This is a genomic window from Citrobacter sp. Igbk 16 (assembly GCF_028069755.1).
Classification (GTDB): domain Bacteria; phylum Pseudomonadota; class Gammaproteobacteria; order Enterobacterales; family Enterobacteriaceae; genus Citrobacter.
The window spans coordinates 63914-80848 of the sequence record NZ_JANEWJ010000013.1 but is presented as its reverse complement, the minus strand read 5'-3'; the positions used below and the strand labels follow the sequence as shown (position 1 = coordinate 80848).

Below are 16935 nucleotides of genomic sequence, written 5' to 3'. Positions count from 1 at the left end.
CCTTACGCATGTTGATTCTGTTAATCATACACCTGGAGATGTGCCGGTTCCTGTCAGAACCGGCATAACGCTTAGCGCACCATGCATGGGCGTTTATTATCAAAGGTCCAGTTCGGGATCAGGTACTGCATTCCCATCGCGTCATCACGCGCCCCCAGGCCGTGCTGCTGGTACAGCTCGTGTGCTTTCATCACCTGATCCATATCCAGTTCTACACCCAGACCCGGCTTCGCTGGCACCTGTACCATGCCGCCTTTAATGTCGAACGGCTCTTTGGTCAGGCGTTGGTTACCTTCCTGCCAGATCCAGTGGGTATCAATGGCCGTAATTTTACCCGGTGCCGCTGCCGCGACATGAGTGAACATCGCCAGCGAAATATCAAAGTGGTTGTTAGAGTGTGAGCCCCAGGTAAGGCCAAACTCATGACACATCTGCGCCACGCGAACAGACCCCTGCATAGTCCAGAAATGCGGGTCAGCCAGCGGAATATCCACAGACTGCAACGACAGCGTGTGCCCCATCTGACGCCAGTCGGTAGCGATCATATTGGTCGCCGTCGGCAGGCCAGTGGCGCGGCGGAATTCCGCCATCACTTCACGCCCAGAGAACCCCTGCTCCGCGCCGCATGGATCTTCAGCATAAGCCAGCGATCCTTTCAGATACTTACCGATCTTGATCGCTTCATTCAACGACCAGGCGCCGTTGGGATCGAGCGTTACGCGGGCCTGTGGGAAACGCTTCGCCAACGCGACGATAGATTCCGCTTCCTCTTCCCCTGCCAGCACGCCACCTTTCAGTTTAAAGTCGTTAAAACCATATTTCTCATACGCTGCTTCAGCCAGGCGCACTACCGCATCCGGGGTCATGGCCTCTTCATGGCGCAGGCGATACCAGTCGCACTTCTCATCCGGCTGACTCTGATACGGCAGCGGCGTCGCTTTACGGTTGCCGACGAAGAACAGATACCCCAACATTTCCACTTCGCTACGCTGCTGACCATCACCTAACAGAGACGCGACATTCACCCCCAGGTGCTGGCCTAACAGATCCAACATTGCCGCTTCGATCCCGGTAACCACATGAATAGTGGTACGTAAATCGAAGGTCTGCAAACCACGCCCACCGGCATCCCGATCGGCAAAGGTATTGCGTACCGTATTCAGTACGTTTTTGTATTCACCTAACGTTTTGCCCACCACCAGCGGAATCGCATCTTCCAGAGTCTGACGAATTTTCTCGCCGCCGGGAATTTCGCCCACCCCGGTATGACCGGAATTATCTTTGATAATCACAATATTACGCGTGAAAAACGGGGCATGTGCGCCGCTCAGGTTCATCAGCATGCTGTCGTGGCCCGCAACCGGGATCACCTGCATAGCGGTCACTACTGGGGTAGAAAATTGTGCGCTCATTATCGTGTCCTTATTCAAAATCAGTGACGGCCGAAAACGGGACGTTTACGGTCAAAAGTCCATCCGGGGATCAGATACTGCATCGGTACTGCGTCATTACGCGCACCGCCGGGCAATGCCTTATAGGCTTCATGCGCTTTCTGTACCTGATCCCAGTCCAGTTCCACACCCAGACCGGGTGCATCTGGAACCGCAATTTTTCCGTTCTTTATTTCCAGCGGATTCTTCGTCAGACGGCAATCGCCCTCCTGCCAAATCCAGTGCGTGTCGATGGCTGTCGGATTGCCCGGCGCTGCCGCACCGACGTGAGTAAACATTGCCAGCGAAATATCAAAGTGGTTATTGGAATGGCATCCCCAGGTCAGGCCCCAGTCATCGCACAACTGTGCCACGCGCACTGCACCAGAAAGCGTCCAGAAGTGCGGATCGGCCAGCGGAATATCGACAGCATTCAGCATTACCGCGTGGCCCATTTCGCGCCAGTTGGTAGCAATCATGTTGGTCGCCACCGGCAAACCGGTCGCGCGGCGGAACTCAGTCATCACTTCACGCCCGGAAAATCCCTGTTCAGCGCCGCACGGATCTTCGGCGTAGGTCAGAACATCATTTAGCCCTTTGCACAAGGCGATCGCTTCATCCAGTAGCCAGGCACCGTTAGGGTCTACCGTAATACGTGCCTCCGGGAAGCATGCTTTCAGCGCACGGGCGGTTTCAATTTCTTGCTCACCCGGCAACACACCGCCCTTCAGTTTGAAATCTTTAAAGCCATAACGATCCTGTGACGCCTGCGCCAGACGCACCACCGCATCGCTGGTCATCGCTTGCTGGTGACGTAAGTGATACCACTCATGTTTACCCGGCGTACTTTCCAGATACGGCAGATCGGTTTTGGTGCGATCGCCTACATAGAACAGATAACCGAGCACGGTCACTGCATCACGCTGCTTACCCGGACCTAACAGCTCGCAGACCGGTACATTCAGCGCTTTGCCCAGCAGATCCAGCAGCGCGGCTTCCAGCGCCGCCACCGCATTGACGCGCAGCTCAAATGTCCAGGCGCCATTGCCGAAGGTATCAAAGTCAGCAGCCTGATTGCCTTTATGCACCTGCTGGACCACCTTATTCAGGCGGGCCACTTCCTGGCCTAACACCTGCGGAATAGCGTCCACCAGCGTTTGATAGATCACTTCTCCGCCCGGCGCTTCACCCACACCGGTGTGTCCGGCGTTATCAGTAAGGACCACGATATTGCGGGTAAACCAGGCATTATGCGCGCCACCAATATTGAGCAGCATGCTGTCATGACCAGCCACCGGAATGACTTTCATGTCGGTAATAACGGGACTCGATTGTGTTGTCATCATCATTGTCCTGCGACAGGTTTCAGTTCGATACGTTTAATATCGCCAACCAGCACCAGATAACTCACCACGGCAATCAGCGCATGCACTCCAACGTAAATCAAGGCACCATTAAACGACCCCGTCGTGCCCACAATGTAGCCGATAGCAATCGGTGTCACGATGCCGGAGATATTACCGAACATGTTGAACAGACCGCCGCTCAGGCCGCTAATCTCTTTAGGAGCCGTGTCCGCCATTACCGCCCAGCCCAGTGCACCAATACCTTTACCGAAGAAGGCCAGCGCCATAAAGCCGATAATCATCCATTCAACGTTGACGTAGTTACAGAACACCATCACCATTGACAGCAACATACCCAACACGATTGGCGTTTTACGGGCGATATTTAGCGAACCGGTGCGACGCATCAGCCAGTCGGAAATAATGCCGCCGAGCACGCCACCTGCGAATCCGCAAATAGCCGGGACCGACGCCACAAATCCCGCTTTCAGAATCGACATACCGCGCGCCTGTACCAGATAGACCGGGAACCAGGTGATAAAGAAGTAGGTCAGCGCGTTAATACAGTACTGGCCGATGTAGATACCAATCATCATGCGGGAACCCAACAACTGCTTGATTTGCCCCCATTTCACGCTGAACGGAACTTTAGCTTTAGCTGCTGCCTGATCCATGTTGATCAGTGCGCCACCTTCGGCAATGTAGTCCAGCTCTTTTTGGTTTACACCCGGATGCTGGTTCGGTTCGTGAATCACTTTCAGCCAGACAAAGCTGATGATGATCCCGAGTCCACCCATAAAGAAGAATACGTGTGACCAGCCCACTTCGTGGGTCAGCCAACCCATGATTGGCGCGAAGATAACAGTGGCGAAGTATTGCGCGGAGTTAAAAATTGCCACCGCGGTCCCCCTCTCCTGCGCCGGGAACCAGGCCGCAACAATACGACTGTTGCCAGGGAACGAGGGTGACTCAGCTAAGCCCACGAGGAAACGCAAGGTAAACAGTGCGACGATGATTCCGAAGCCGCTAAAGATATCGACGAAGCCTTGCAGCAAGGTAAACATGGACCAGATAAAGATGGACCAGAAATAAACGCGCTTTGAACCAAAGCGGTCAAGCAACCAGCCGCCGGGGATCTGGCCGATAACATAGGCCCATGAAAAAGCAGAAAATACATACCCCATCCCGACCGCATCCAGACCAATGTCTTTGGCCATTTCTGAACCGGCAATGGATAAAGTGGCGCGATCGCCGTAGTTGAAGGATGTGACGATAAACAACATCACCACTATCCAGTAGCGAGCGTTAGTGCGTTTTTCCGCGCTGCTCGCCGCCTGACTTAATGAACTCATTGTTGCACTCCTGAATCTTGGCTTTCGCCAGTTCATTCTGTACAGCACCTGTAGGGTGATCAGAATGAGAGGTTAGTGTGTGGCAGTTTTGGTACAGCTCGGGGCCGTTTTATTCTGACTCGCTGCCTTTCCGGGAACTGACGGGAAAAGTATATGAAGGAGTGCCTCTTTCCCTCACCGTGCAGGAACACAACATTAGAGAGGCAGTGAGAAGTTGTTTGGGGCATAAGCCCAAAGCAGTGGAAGTTAGTTCACGTAATTGGGGTTTTATTGCCGGGTGGCGGCTTCGCCTGACCCGGCCTACGGATCAAATGGGGGTTGCATGCCCGTGCGGGCGAGAGGTTATTTAAGCAAGGTTCCCCAGCTTTCTACCCAGGGATTAGATTCGCTTTCCGGTTCCGGATGTTCACCGGCATCAATCAGCAACATCTCACCCACTCGCTGGGCGCTCTGTTCTTGCAAAAGCGCATCAAACTGCTTACCGCCGCCGCAGAAATTGGCATATGAACTGTCACCGAGCGCAATAATGCCGTAGTGAACGTCAGGCTGGTAACCCAGTTGGTCTTTAATTCCCTGAAACAGCGGCACGATGCTGTCCGGCAGATCACCTTGTCCCGTCGTCGACGTTACGACCAGGATGTACTTGTCTTTGTATTTTTCCCAGTCCGCCAGTTCAGGATCTTCATAAACCGTGGCTTTATGCCCCTGATTTGCGAGGATAGCTTCGGCCTCTTCGGCAACCAGCAGCGCGTTTCCATACATTGTGCCGACAAAAATACCAATTTCCGCCATAACCTTTATCTCCAAGGACTTAAGAATCTGTCTGCTCATCCTGACCTGACAGCCCGCTGAACTCAACCCTTTCATTCTCAGGGAGAAGCCCACACCAGCCAAACTGTGATAGCGCCTGCATCCAGACGTTATCCAACCCGGCACGAATAACCAGTGGTTCACCGGTGAAGGGGTGCGTAAGTTCAAGCTGGCTGGCATGCAACATCAGGCGCTGGCAGCCAAAATGTTCTGCGGCGCTGCGGTTTTGTCGCAAATCACCGTGCTTACTATCGCCAATAATCGGATGACGCAAATGTGCCAGATGACGTCTGAGCTGATGTTTACGGCCAGTTTTAGGATCCAGCTCCACCAGCCCGTAACGGGTGGTTGGATAGCGACCGGTTGCCACGGGCATTTCTACCGTAGCCAGCCCGCGATAGTGGGTTACTGCAGGCTGTGGGCCTTTGTCGTCACGGGCAAATTTATCGGCAATCTTGTCCAGCTCTTCCACCAACGGATAATCCAGCACGGCGTCGTCCATCAGCCAGCCGCGCACAATGGCATGGTAGCGTTTTTGGATTTGATGCTGCTCAAACTGCTGTGCCAGCCGTCGTCCGGCCTCGCTGGACAGCCCCATCAACAGCACACCGGATGTCGGTCTGTCGAGTCGGTGGGCGGTAAAAACGTGCTGGCCAATCTGGTCACGCACGGTTTGCATTACCACCACTTTCTCATCGCGGTCGAGCCAGCTACGATGAACCAGCCAGTCCGAAGGTTTGTTGACTGCAACCAGCCATTGATCTTGATAGAGAATTTCCAGCATCAGGCGTCATCACGGGTAAATAGCGCATCCAGATCCTGCAATGCAATCAGGATCACATCGCGCTGCGGATGATCGGCTGCCAGCGCCATTTCATAATATGGCGCAATAGCGAACGCTTCCGGAAGTGGCTGCGCATTATCAAGCAGCGCATGCATACGGGGAATCAACACCCACTGCAGCCATTCAACTGGCTCCATGGTATCCATACAAAAAGGCTGCGTGCTGGAAAATAGATGCGCTTCTGGCTCATCCATCCGCCAGTGATTATGTTCACGCAGCAGTGCTTCAAGCGCATGCAACTGCTCGCGCACACGGTCATGAGTCGTCATGAAATTAACCTCAATGATGAAAAATCTGGCGCGAAGAATAGCACTAGTAGAAGGGAAATAAAAAAAAGGGAGCACTGTAAAAACAGTGCTCCCGGTTCGTTTCGCAGCATTCCAGCTACTTTTGGTGCTCCCTGCTCATCCGTGACAACTTTTCCTGTGGTCTTGCGACCTCGTTCATCCTGAACATTTGCATCCTGCTCACACCGCCCCCGATGTGAAAACTTCATCCTGAAGTGTCCCTGGCCATCCTGACCCGCCGAACATCCTGACCGGCTCTCGTTCTCCATCCTGGAGGTGTCCTTTAACGCTTCCCGCGTTTTCCTCTTTGCTTCATCCTGAAACCTGTCCTTGCAGCACCGTCCTGGTGTGTCCTGCCGAAGTGTCATCATCCTGATGTTCACTTCGTTGTGCGACTCCTTGTCGACGGAGATAGAATCGCCTGTTTCGCATTGTCTTACAAGACACTTACAGACATACCCTAATGATTATTTTCGTATGAAAGTTGACAATAAAACATTAACCGATTGAATTATAAATATTTAATATTATATCGGCCGATGAAGTCTTTACTGATCACCTGGCAATCTCCTACAGGGTTTGTAAGAGATCTCTCACACGCCCTAGGGCAAACTGGATTACAGAACAGGCTTAAGTTGAGTAAGAAATTCCGCAAGTGAGGCCGCCAAAACCGTTCGTTTACGGGTTCCCAGCGTTTCCTTGCAGACTTCCCCAGACAAGTTGCACACTGAAATAACATCAAGTTCATTGTCCAGTGTGGCAATAAAAAGCGTAGGAGAGAGCTTAAGGCGTTTTTGCGTAACCAGGTGGCCGATCAGGTTTTCCTGTACGCGTCTGAAGTCATCTTCAGACCAGGTTTGCAGAAGAGTAAGTTTTTCGTCCGCAAATTGTGCGTGCATGTCCCCGGCAAACTGGGTGGTATAAAACGCATGAACAGCGGGTTGTACCACAATATCAAAGGCACGTTCAACCGCGTTTACATTCGGCTCGCCTACAAAAGGCTGCGGTTGCCAGTACACCGCATCGTTCGTGGAGGAGATGATGCACGGAGACGGTACGCCATACAGCTCTTCACTCAGCGGCCAGCTGCTGTTTTTTTCATGCCATGCATCGCAATAACGCGTCGTAAAGGCTGTCAACGCCTGTGCGGTCAATTCGTCCACTGATTTCTCTCTTCACAAAAGCCAGGATACACTTGTCGCATAGTGTATCTGGTTTATGACGGTGAAACATGTCTTCTTATGAAAATCATCGGGCGCTTGACGGCCTGACTCTCGGAAAATCAACGGATTACCGAGATATTTACGACGCCAGCCTGCTGCAGGGTGTTCCGCGCAGCCTGAACCGCGACCCGCTGGATCTAAAAGCCGATAATCTGCCTTTTCACGGCGCGGATATCTGGACGCTGTATGAACTGTCATGGCTGAATGCCAACGGCTTACCGCAGGTTGCGGTCGGCCATGTAGAGCTGGATTACACCAGCGTTAATCTGATTGAATCAAAAAGTTTTAAGCTGTATCTGAACAGTTTTAATCAGACGCGTTTTGACTCATGGGAACACGTCCGTCAAACTCTGGAACACGATCTACGCGCCTGCGCGCAGGGTGATGTCAGCGTGGCGCTCTATCGTCTTGACGAACAAGAAGGGCAGCCGATAGCCCACTTCAATGGCACCTGTATCGACAATCAGGATATCGTCATTGATAACTACCAGTTCAGCACCGACTATCTGGAAAACGCCGTGAGCGGCGACAAGGCAGTAGAAGAGACGCTGGTCAGCCATCTGCTGAAATCCAACTGTCTGATCACCCATCAGCCTGACTGGGGTTCCATACAAATTCAGTATCGTGGACGCAAAATCGACAGGGAAAAGTTGCTGCGCTATCTGGTCTCCTTCCGCCACCACAATGAATTTCACGAGCAGTGTGTGGAACGCATTTTCAATGACCTTCTGCGTTTCTGTCAGCCGGAGAAACTGAGCGTATATGCACGCTACACGCGACGCGGCGGCCTCGATATCAACCCATGGCGCACCAACACAGATTTCACCCCCGCAACAGGAAGACTGGTGCGTCAGTAATCTTTTTTCTCAATTTTGCGTGTCGGATTCCGCGCGCAAGGTTGTGAAAGGTCATAAGCCAGGGCTATTGTAATCAGTAGAGGATGATATCTCTCGTCCCGTAAGGAGTTTACTTGATTACACATATTAGCCCGCTTGGCTCAATGGACATGTTGTCGCAGCTGGAAGTCGATATGCTTAAACGCACGGCCAGCAGCGACCTGTATCAACTGTTTCGTAACTGTTCGCTTGCCGTTCTGAACTCCGGCAGTTTGACCGACAACAGCAAAGAGCTGCTGTCTCGTTTCGAAAGTTTCGACATTAACGTGCTGCGCCGTGAACGCGGTGTGAAGCTGGAACTGATCAACCCACCTGAAGACGCGTTTGTCGATGGGCGCATCATTCGCGCGCTGCAGGCCAACCTGTTTGCCGTCCTGCGCGACATTCTTTTCGTCAATGGCCAGATCCATAACGCGGGTCGTTTTCAGCATCTGGATCTTGAAAGCTCGGTTCACATCACCAACCTAGTGTTCTCCATTCTGCGTAATGCCCGGGCACTTCACGTCGGTGAAGCGCCGAACATGGTCGTCTGCTGGGGCGGTCACTCAATCAACGAGAACGAGTACTTGTATGCGCGCCGCGTGGGCACTCAGTTAGGCCTGCGTGAACTGAACATCTGCACCGGGTGTGGTCCAGGCGCGATGGAAGCACCAATGAAAGGTGCCGCGGTCGGCCACGCTCAGCAGCGCTACAAAGACAGCCGCTTTATCGGTATGACCGAGCCGTCAATTATCGCTGCGGAACCACCAAACCCGCTGGTTAACGAACTCATCATCATGCCGGACATTGAAAAACGTCTGGAAGCGTTCGTCCGTATCGCTCACGGCATTATCATCTTCCCCGGCGGCGTAGGAACGGCTGAAGAGCTGCTGTACCTACTGGGTATCCTGATGAATCCGGCGAACAAAGATCAGGTTCTGCCATTGATCCTGACCGGGCCAAAAGAGAGCGCAGATTACTTCCGCGTACTGGATGAGTTTATCGTGCACACGCTGGGAGAAGAGGCGCGCCGTCACTATCGAATTATCATTGACGATGCAGCGGAAGTCGCTCGTCTAATGAAAAAAGCGATGCCGCTGGTGAAAGAGAACCGCCGGGACACCGGTGATGCCTACAGCTTTAACTGGTCAATTCGTATCGCGCCTGATTTGCAGATGCCGTTCGAACCGTCCCACGAAAACATGGCGAATCTGAAACTGTATCCAGACCAGCCTGTTGAAGTGCTGGCTGCAGACCTGCGTCGCGCATTCTCCGGTATTGTCGCGGGGAACGTGAAAGAAGTCGGCATTCGCGCCATTGAAGAATTTGGCCCGTACAAAATCCACGGCGACCCTGAGATGATGCGCCGCATGGACGATCTCCTGCAGGGCTTTGTTGCACAACATCGTATGAAGTTGCCGGGCACTGCGTATATCCCTTGCTACGAAATCTGCGCATAACCTTCAACACCGGGTAGCTGATGCTACCTCGGTGACAGTTTTGTCCATATCAAAGCCGGATTTGGCGCATCAGCCAACCGGCTTTTTTAGTGATACCAGTCACATAGCTCACACAATAACATAAACATCAATTATCCTTCGTCTGACAAGCCCCGAAACGCAAACGATTACCTTCCAAAGGAAACCGTGATTTATCACCGCAAATTATAATTAGTCGTCAGAATTCACTAAAAATAACAGTTTTTATAGCGCAACCCTCGTATCTTCGCGCCCTGTCTTTCATGCCATATGTCGTTAATGTTAGCCTTCACGCCCGTAAATTCGCTTTGACTATTTTTTAACAGATTAATGGTCCAAATTTATCCACATAAAAGGTGGATTATTGCATTTGAGATCGCGATCACTGATACATTCATTACTTAAATGTATCTTTCCGCCCGAAAATTATTACGGCGAAAAATTATATAAAAATCGCTAAACGAATTTCGTTTTACAGTCGGGTATTTTTTCATTGGATTGAACCCAAACCCGACTTTTTAAGCTTCCTCCAGGAGAAACAGATGGAAAACACTCAAACCAGCACTATCGTTACGGGCCAGACCCGCAGCGCATGGCGCAAGACAGACACCATGTGGATGCTGGGCCTTTACGGCACGGCGATTGGCGCGGGTGTATTATTCCTGCCAATTAACGCAGGCGTTGGCGGTATGATCCCGCTGATCATCATGGCCATTCTTGCCTTCCCAATGACCTTCTTTGCTCACCGTGGTCTGACCCGCTTCGTGTTGTCCGGTAAAAATCCGGGTGAAGACATCACTGAAGTTGTAGAAGAGCACTTTGGCGTTGGCGCAGGTAAACTGATTACTCTGCTCTACTTCTTCGCTATCTACCCCATTCTGCTGGTTTACAGCGTTGCAATCACCAACACCGTTGAAAGCTTCCTGACTCACCAGTTGGCGATTACGCCGCCGCCGCGTGCAATCCTCTCTCTGATTCTGATTGTCGGCATGATGACCATCGTGCGCTTCGGTGAGCAGATGATCGTGAAGGCGATGAGCATCCTGGTATTCCCGTTTGTTGCGGCACTGATGCTGCTGGCACTGTACCTGATCCCTCAGTGGAGCGGTGCGATTCTGGAAACCTTGTCTTTTGACTCTGCGGCAACCACCGGCAACGGCCTGCTGCTGACTCTGTGGCTGGCAATTCCGGTAATGGTGTTCTCCTTCAACCACTCCCCGATCATCTCCTCCTTCGCCGTGGCGAAGCGTGAAGAGTACGGTGATGAAGCAGAGAAGAAATGCTCCAAAATTCTGGCATTCGCTCACATCATGATGGTACTGACCGTTATGTTCTTCGTCTTCAGCTGCGTATTCAGCCTGACTCCGGCGGATCTGGCTGCAGCTAAAGAGCAGAACATCTCTATCCTGTCTTACCTGGCGAACCACTTTAACGCACCGATTATTGCCTGGATGGCACCGATCATCGCGATTATTGCTATCACCAAGTCCTTCCTCGGCCACTACCTGGGTGCGCGTGAAGGTTTCAACGGTATGGTAATTAAGTCTCTGCGTGGCAAAGGCAAGTCCATCGAAATCAATAAACTGAACAAAATCACTGCACTGTTCATGCTGGTAACCACCTGGATTGTGGCGACGCTGAACCCGAGCATCCTCGGTATGATTGAAACCCTGGGTGGCCCGATCATCGCGATGATTCTGTTCCTGATGCCGATGTATGCGATTCAGAAAGTACCGGCAATGCGTAAATACAGTGGCCATATCAGCAACGTGTTCGTTGTGATTATGGGCCTGATCGCTATCTCCGCTATTTTCTACTCTCTGTTCAGTTAATTCCCCTGCGCCGCTCTTCGGGGCGGCGCACCTCGATACACAATGGACGCCTCATGATTAGCGTATTCGATATTTTCAAAATCGGCATTGGCCCTTCCAGCTCCCATACTGTTGGCCCGATGAAAGCAGGCAAACAATTCACGGATGACCTGATTGCACGCGGAATTCTCACTGACGTAACCCGCGTAGTGGTTGATGTCTATGGCTCTCTGTCCCTGACCGGGAAAGGTCACCATACCGACATCGCGATTATTATGGGCCTGGCGGGTAATCTGCCGGATACCGTAGACATTGATGCTATCCCGTCCTTTATCCAGGATGTGAATACCCATGGACGCTTGTTGCTGGCAGACGGTCAACATGAGGTCGAATTCCCGGTTGATAAGTGCATGAATTTCCATACGGACAATCTGTCCCTGCACGAAAACGGGATGCGCATTACCGCGCTGGCTGGCGAAAAAGCCATTTACAGCCAGACGTACTATTCCATCGGCGGTGGATTTATCGTTGATGAAGAACACTTTGGTTTGCCGAATAACAATCCGGTAAGCGTGCCGTATCCGTATAAATCCGCAGCCGATTTGCAACGACACTGTCAGGAAACCGGCCTGTCACTTTCCGGCCTGATGATGCAGAACGAGCTAGCTCTGCACAGCAAAGAAGAGCTGGAACAGCACTTTGCAAACGTCTGGGAAGTGATGCGTAGTGGAATTGAACGCGGTATCACCACCGAAGGTGTTCTGCCGGGCAAACTGCGCGTTCCGCGTCGTGCGGCAGCACTGCGTCGTATGCTGGTTAGCAGTGACAAAACCACGACTGACCCGATGGCAGTTGTAGATTGGATCAACATGTTTGCGCTGGCCGTGAACGAAGAGAACGCTGCCGGTGGACGTGTAGTTACCGCCCCGACGAACGGCGCATGCGGGATTGTTCCTGCGGTGTTGGCGTACTATGACAAGTTTATCCGCGAAGTGAACGCTAACTCACTGGCACGCTATATGCTGGTCGCGAGCGCTATCGGTTCCCTGTACAAGATGAATGCCTCAATTTCGGGTGCTGAAGTCGGCTGTCAGGGTGAAGTCGGTGTAGCGTGTTCTATGGCGGCAGCGGGCCTGGCAGAACTGCTGGGCGGTAGCCCGACGCAGGTATGTATCGCCGCAGAAATCGGTATGGAACACAACCTGGGTCTGACCTGCGACCCGGTTGCCGGACAAGTTCAGGTTCCGTGCATTGAGCGTAACGCCATTGCCTCGGTGAAAGCGGTGAACGCGGCTCGTATGGCACTGCGCCGTACCAGCGAGCCTCGTGTATGCCTCGATAAAGTTATCGAGACCATGTACGAGACGGGTAAAGATATGAACGCCAAATACCGCGAAACCTCGCGTGGCGGTCTGGCGATGAAGATCGTTACCTGCGATTAATTCTCAGCACATTTTCGTATCTGTAGGCCGGATAAGGCGCTCGCCGCATCCGGCTTTTATTGCCTGATGGCGCTGCGCTTATCAGGCCTACGGATAGCACTATTTCACAATGCTCGTCTCCACTCGTCGTGAATGTTACCCTACAGACTAATTTGTTAGGGAGAACACCGTGGCCGTCCATCTGCTCATTGTCGATGCACTCAATCTCATTCGTCGCATTCACGCCGTCCAGGGGTCGCCCTGTGTGGAGACATGCCAGCACGCACTCGATCAGTTGATTGTGCACAGCCAACCCACGCACGCCGTGGCGGTATTCGATGATGAGGCGCGTAACAGCGGTTGGCGTCACCAACGGCTGCCTGACTACAAAGCAGGTCGCCCACCGATGCCCGACGAATTGCATCACGAAATGCCCGCCCTACGCGCCGCGTTTGAACAGCGCGGCGTCTGTTGTTGGGTCTCGAGCGGGAATGAAGCCGATGATTTAGCCGCAACGCTGGCGGTGAAAGTCACCCAGGCGGGACATCAGGCCACCATCGTTTCGACAGACAAAGGTTATTGCCAGTTGCTCTCCCCAACATTACGCATTCGCGACTATTTCCAGAAGCGCTGGCTGGACGCGCCATTCATTGAGAAAGAATTCGGCGTAATGCCTCAGCAGTTGCCGGACTACTGGGGACTGGCCGGGATCAGCAGCTCAAAAGTGCCGGGCGTTGCAGGTATTGGTCCCAAGAGCGCAACGCAGCTACTCGTGCAATTTCAGCATCTGGAAGGGATTTACGCACATCTGGAAGACGTGCCGGAAAAGTGGCGTAAGAAACTCGAAATACATAAAGAGATGGCGTTTCTGTGCCGTGATATCGCGCGCCTGCAAACGGACTTACATATTGACGGAAACCTCCAGCAGCTACGGCTGGCACGGTAGTTCTTTGGCGATAGCTCTGTTGCCGGATGGCGGTGTAAACACCTTATCCGGCCTACAAATCAATCACACTGTAGGCCGGATAAACGCCTGGTGATTACCAGGCAGTATGGTAAAGCTCGACGATATCGGCAATGCTTGCTTCACGCGGGTTACCGCCAGTGCAAACATCGTCAAATGCCGCCTGCGCCAGCGCAGGAATATCTTCCTTACGTACCCCAACATCACGTAAGTGCGGCGGGATCCCCACATCGCGGTTAAGCGCAAACACAGCATCTACCGCTGCCTTACGCGCCTCTTCCAGCGTCAAACCTTCCACTTTCACCCCCATTACCCGGGCGATATCGCGGAATTTCTCTCCGGTGTATTCGGCGTTGTAGTGCATCACGTGCGGTAACAAAATAGCATTGGCGACGCCGTGCGGAGTGTTATAAAAGGCCCCCAGCGGATGCGCCATGCCATGCACGAGTCCCAGACCGACGTTTGAAAATCCCATCCCGGCAACGTACTGACCCAGCGCCATTGCCTCACCGGACTGGCTGTCACCATTAACAGAGCCGCGCAACGCCCCGGCAATGATCTCAATGGCTTTGATGTGCAACGCGTCAGTAAGTGCCCACGCCGCCCGCGTAATATAACCTTCGATAGCATGGGTCAACGCATCGACCCCGGTCGCCGCTTTTAACGCGGCAGGCATACCGTCCATCATATCGGCATCAATAAACGCCACCTGCGGAATGTCATGCGGATCGACACAGACAAATTTACGCCGATTTTCTTCATCCGTGATCACGTAGTTAATGGTCACTTCCGCCGCCGTCCCTGCCGTCGTTGGGATTGCCATCACCGGTACGCTCGCAGCACGTGTTGGCGATAACCCTTCAAGGCTGCGGACATCGGCAAACTCAGGGTTATTGTGGATAATGCCAATCGCTTTACAGGTATCCTGCGGAGAGCCGCCGCCTATCGCTATCAGATAATCTGCGCCACTTTGCTGAAAGACTCCCAGCCCCTCCTTCACCACTGCAATTGTAGGATTCGGGATCACGCCGGAATAGATCTCCCACGGCAAACCGGCGGCATCCATACGGGATGTCACCTTATCGACAACGCCGCACTGTACCAGGTTTGCATCGGTGACAATCAAAGCCTTGCGATAACCCCGACGGATGACCTCATCCGTTAATGCCCCAACAGCTCCCCGGCCAAACCATGCCGTTTCATTCAGAATCATTCTGTTCGCCATCGTATTTCTCCTTTTCGCTATGCGAAATTACTCTTCAATTCGTAATCCGTAAGATTTGAATTTCTCCAGCACAATGGCGATCTCTTCGTCATCCAGCACCGGCACCGGGTCGACAATCGCCAGGGTGCTCAGATACAGGCGGGCCAAAACTTCCACTTCATGCGCCAGCCATAGTGCTTTTTCCAGATTCGCTTCACAGGCAATCAACCCATGGTGCTGCAACAGCGTTGCCTTACGGCTTTTCAACGCGACGCTCACATGCTCTGACAGCTCTCGTGTACCAAACGTCGCATACGGCGCACACGGGATAGAGTTCCCCCCAGCCGCGGCAATCATGTAATGGATTGCCGGAATAGGACGGTTCAAAATTGACACGGCGGTGCAATGAATCGCATGGTTATGAACGACCGCATTGGCATCCGGGCGCGTCTGATAAGCTGCCAAGTGAAAACGCCATTCACTGGAAGGTAATTGTCCTTTATCATATTTACCGTCGTTATCTACGAACACGATCATGTTTTCAGTGAGTCTTTCGTAAGGGATACCGCTGGGTGTGATCAGCATTCCATTTTCATATCGCGCACTCACATTTCCGGCGGTTCCCTGGTTCAACCCAAGACGGGTCATTTCCAGGCAGGTTTCGATGATTTCACGTGATAAACGCATTCTTTCCATAATGATTCTCCGGGTACAGTTGCCCCTCGTCTTTATTGCGAAAAAATGCTGCCGCAGAGTAAGACGGGTCAGGTTTCAGATATGAGCAGCCACTGAACATATTTATTCAGATTCAGTTGGCCGATTTAGTTAGTGCGACGAATTATTGTTGTCTTACACGCTTAATTAGTTTCATCTCAACTTTTACAGTTTCTTTAATTGGCTGATCATCAATAGCACTCATCATCATAGCGAAGGCTTTTTCCGCCCAGACATTTTCATCCTGCTGCATTGACCAGACATTATTCGCGAGGAATCCCAGCATCGGATGTTCATCAAATGTCCCGATATTAATGTCCGGTGGAATCACGCCAAAACGATTGCGAAGAGCAATGACGGCACCTTCCAGCACAGGTAATGATGAGGCAATAAACGCCTGCGGACAGCCCTGTTCGTTGATCAGTTTCTCCATCAACCGGTAGCCACCATCCGGCGTATTATCCGGACCTTCACGCACCCAGTCACGGTGAGCAATTCCATTATTGTTCAATGCGTTAAGATAACCTTTCAAACGATCACCAATACTGGGCAATCCGGTATCCCCGACTAAAAACCAGATCGGAGATTTTCCTGCATCAAACAAACTTTGCGTCAGCTTTTCACCACCTAAAATGTTATGACTTTCAACCAGTGCGTTATCGGTATACTTAAAATCCCTGTCGAGTAGCACCATCGGTTTTCTGACCTGACGCAAATGGTGTTGCTGATTCTCTAAGGTTGAGGGAACAATAAAAAGGCCATCAACATTACGAGCTATTAACGCTTTCGTTAATTTGTTTTCATAATCAACATCATCGTAGGTACAACTAATCGTTAATTGATATCCAGAGCGACGGCAACGTTGTTCAAGTTTTTCGGCAAGTGTGGCAAAAAAGACGTTAGATATATTGGGCACAATCAGCCCCAACGTATCTGTTTTATTCAGTTTCAGGCTGCGGGCTGAATGGTTTATGACATAACCATACCGTTCAACGTATTCATTAATACGCGTTTGGGTTTTGACACTGATACGATATTGCTCAGCCTTCCCGTTCAGCACCAGTCGCACGGTCGTCACCGATAAATTCAGATCGCTGGCTATCTGTTCTACTGTTTTAGCCATTTATATGTCCCAGTTCACATCCAAAAACGTCAATTCACAATCATAAAAGTATT

15 protein-coding genes are annotated in these 16935 nt (G+C 52.0%); 5 read left to right on the top strand and 10 right to left on the bottom strand.

The annotated features are described in order from the left end of the window. Positions 1 to 71 precede the first annotated feature (71 nt). The 7 genes from gudD to syd form a co-directional block, all read right to left on the bottom strand. On the bottom strand, positions 72 to 1412 hold the full coding sequence (gudD, locus tag NNO03_RS10960) for a glucarate dehydratase (RefSeq protein WP_202037889.1): 1341 nt from the start codon (positions 1410 to 1412) through the stop codon (positions 72 to 74). Between the two features lie 20 nt (positions 1413 to 1432). Further along, positions 1433 to 2773, bottom strand: a complete 1341-nt coding sequence (locus tag NNO03_RS10955) for an enolase C-terminal domain-like protein (RefSeq protein ID WP_271441043.1) — start codon at positions 2771 to 2773, stop codon at positions 1433 to 1435. A 2-nt stretch (positions 2774 to 2775) separates the two neighbouring features. Continuing rightward, positions 2776 to 4128, bottom strand: coding sequence for a galactarate/glucarate/glycerate transporter GudP (gene gudP / locus NNO03_RS10950; protein WP_271441044.1), 1353 nt, complete (start codon positions 4126 to 4128; stop codon positions 2776 to 2778). A gap of 342 nt (positions 4129 to 4470) precedes the next feature. Then, positions 4471 to 4920, bottom strand: a complete 450-nt coding sequence (locus tag NNO03_RS10945; protein WP_271449522.1) for a flavodoxin — start codon at positions 4918 to 4920, stop codon at positions 4471 to 4473. A gap of 19 nt (positions 4921 to 4939) precedes the next feature. After that, the gene (gene truC / locus NNO03_RS10940) at positions 4940 to 5722 is read right to left on the bottom strand and encodes a tRNA pseudouridine(65) synthase TruC (RefSeq protein WP_271449521.1); all 783 of its coding nucleotides are present in this window, start codon (positions 5720 to 5722) and stop codon (positions 4940 to 4942) included. Beyond that, a complete protein-coding gene (locus tag NNO03_RS10935) occupies positions 5722 to 6051 on the bottom strand; it encodes a YqcC family protein (RefSeq protein WP_149692202.1) in 330 nt (109 codons plus the stop codon). The genes truC and NNO03_RS10935 overlap by 1 nt, the downstream gene beginning before the upstream one ends. Positions 6052 to 6686: 635 nt before the next feature. Then, positions 6687 to 7232, bottom strand: a complete 546-nt coding sequence (gene syd, locus NNO03_RS10930; RefSeq protein WP_271441047.1) for a SecY-interacting protein — start codon at positions 7230 to 7232, stop codon at positions 6687 to 6689. 68 nt (positions 7233 to 7300) lie between these two features. On the opposite strand from syd, the gene queF reads away from it, so the two are divergent. The 5 genes from queF (at position 7301) to xni (ending at position 13823) form a co-directional block, all read left to right on the top strand. Continuing rightward, positions 7301 to 8149 (top strand): NADPH-dependent 7-cyano-7-deazaguanine reductase QueF, encoded by an 849-nt coding sequence (gene queF, locus NNO03_RS10925; RefSeq protein ID WP_271441048.1) that lies wholly within the window; start codon positions 7301 to 7303, stop codon positions 8147 to 8149. 113 nt (positions 8150 to 8262) lie between these two features. Beyond that, a complete protein-coding gene (gene ppnN, locus NNO03_RS10920; protein WP_005130941.1) occupies positions 8263 to 9627 on the top strand; it encodes a nucleotide 5'-monophosphate nucleosidase PpnN in 1365 nt (454 codons plus the stop codon). Positions 9628 to 10187: 560 nt separating this feature from the next. Then, positions 10188 to 11477, top strand: a complete 1290-nt coding sequence (locus NNO03_RS10915) for an HAAAP family serine/threonine permease (protein WP_005130942.1) — start codon at positions 10188 to 10190, stop codon at positions 11475 to 11477. Positions 11478 to 11530: 53 nt separating this feature from the next. Then, positions 11531 to 12898: an L-serine ammonia-lyase gene (locus tag NNO03_RS10910; protein ID WP_271441049.1), complete on the top strand. Its 1368-nt coding sequence runs from the start codon at positions 11531 to 11533 to the stop codon at positions 12896 to 12898. 169 nt (positions 12899 to 13067) lie between these two features. Next, on the top strand, positions 13068 to 13823 hold the full coding sequence (gene xni, locus NNO03_RS10905; RefSeq protein WP_271441050.1) for a flap endonuclease Xni: 756 nt from the start codon (positions 13068 to 13070) through the stop codon (positions 13821 to 13823). A gap of 94 nt (positions 13824 to 13917) precedes the next feature. Here the strand turns inward: xni and fucO are convergent, their stop codons facing one another. From fucO to NNO03_RS10890, 3 genes are all read right to left on the bottom strand, one after another. Then, the gene (gene fucO, locus NNO03_RS10900; RefSeq protein WP_048213086.1) at positions 13918 to 15066 is read right to left on the bottom strand and encodes a lactaldehyde reductase; all 1149 of its coding nucleotides are present in this window, start codon (positions 15064 to 15066) and stop codon (positions 13918 to 13920) included. Positions 15067 to 15093: 27 nt separating this feature from the next. Next, positions 15094 to 15741 (bottom strand): L-fuculose-phosphate aldolase, encoded by a 648-nt coding sequence (gene fucA / locus NNO03_RS10895; RefSeq protein ID WP_005130946.1) that lies wholly within the window; start codon positions 15739 to 15741, stop codon positions 15094 to 15096. 142 nt (positions 15742 to 15883) lie between these two features. Then, on the bottom strand, positions 15884 to 16882 hold the full coding sequence (locus NNO03_RS10890; protein WP_271449520.1) for a LacI family DNA-binding transcriptional regulator: 999 nt from the start codon (positions 16880 to 16882) through the stop codon (positions 15884 to 15886). Positions 16883 to 16935: the final 53 nt, after the last annotated feature.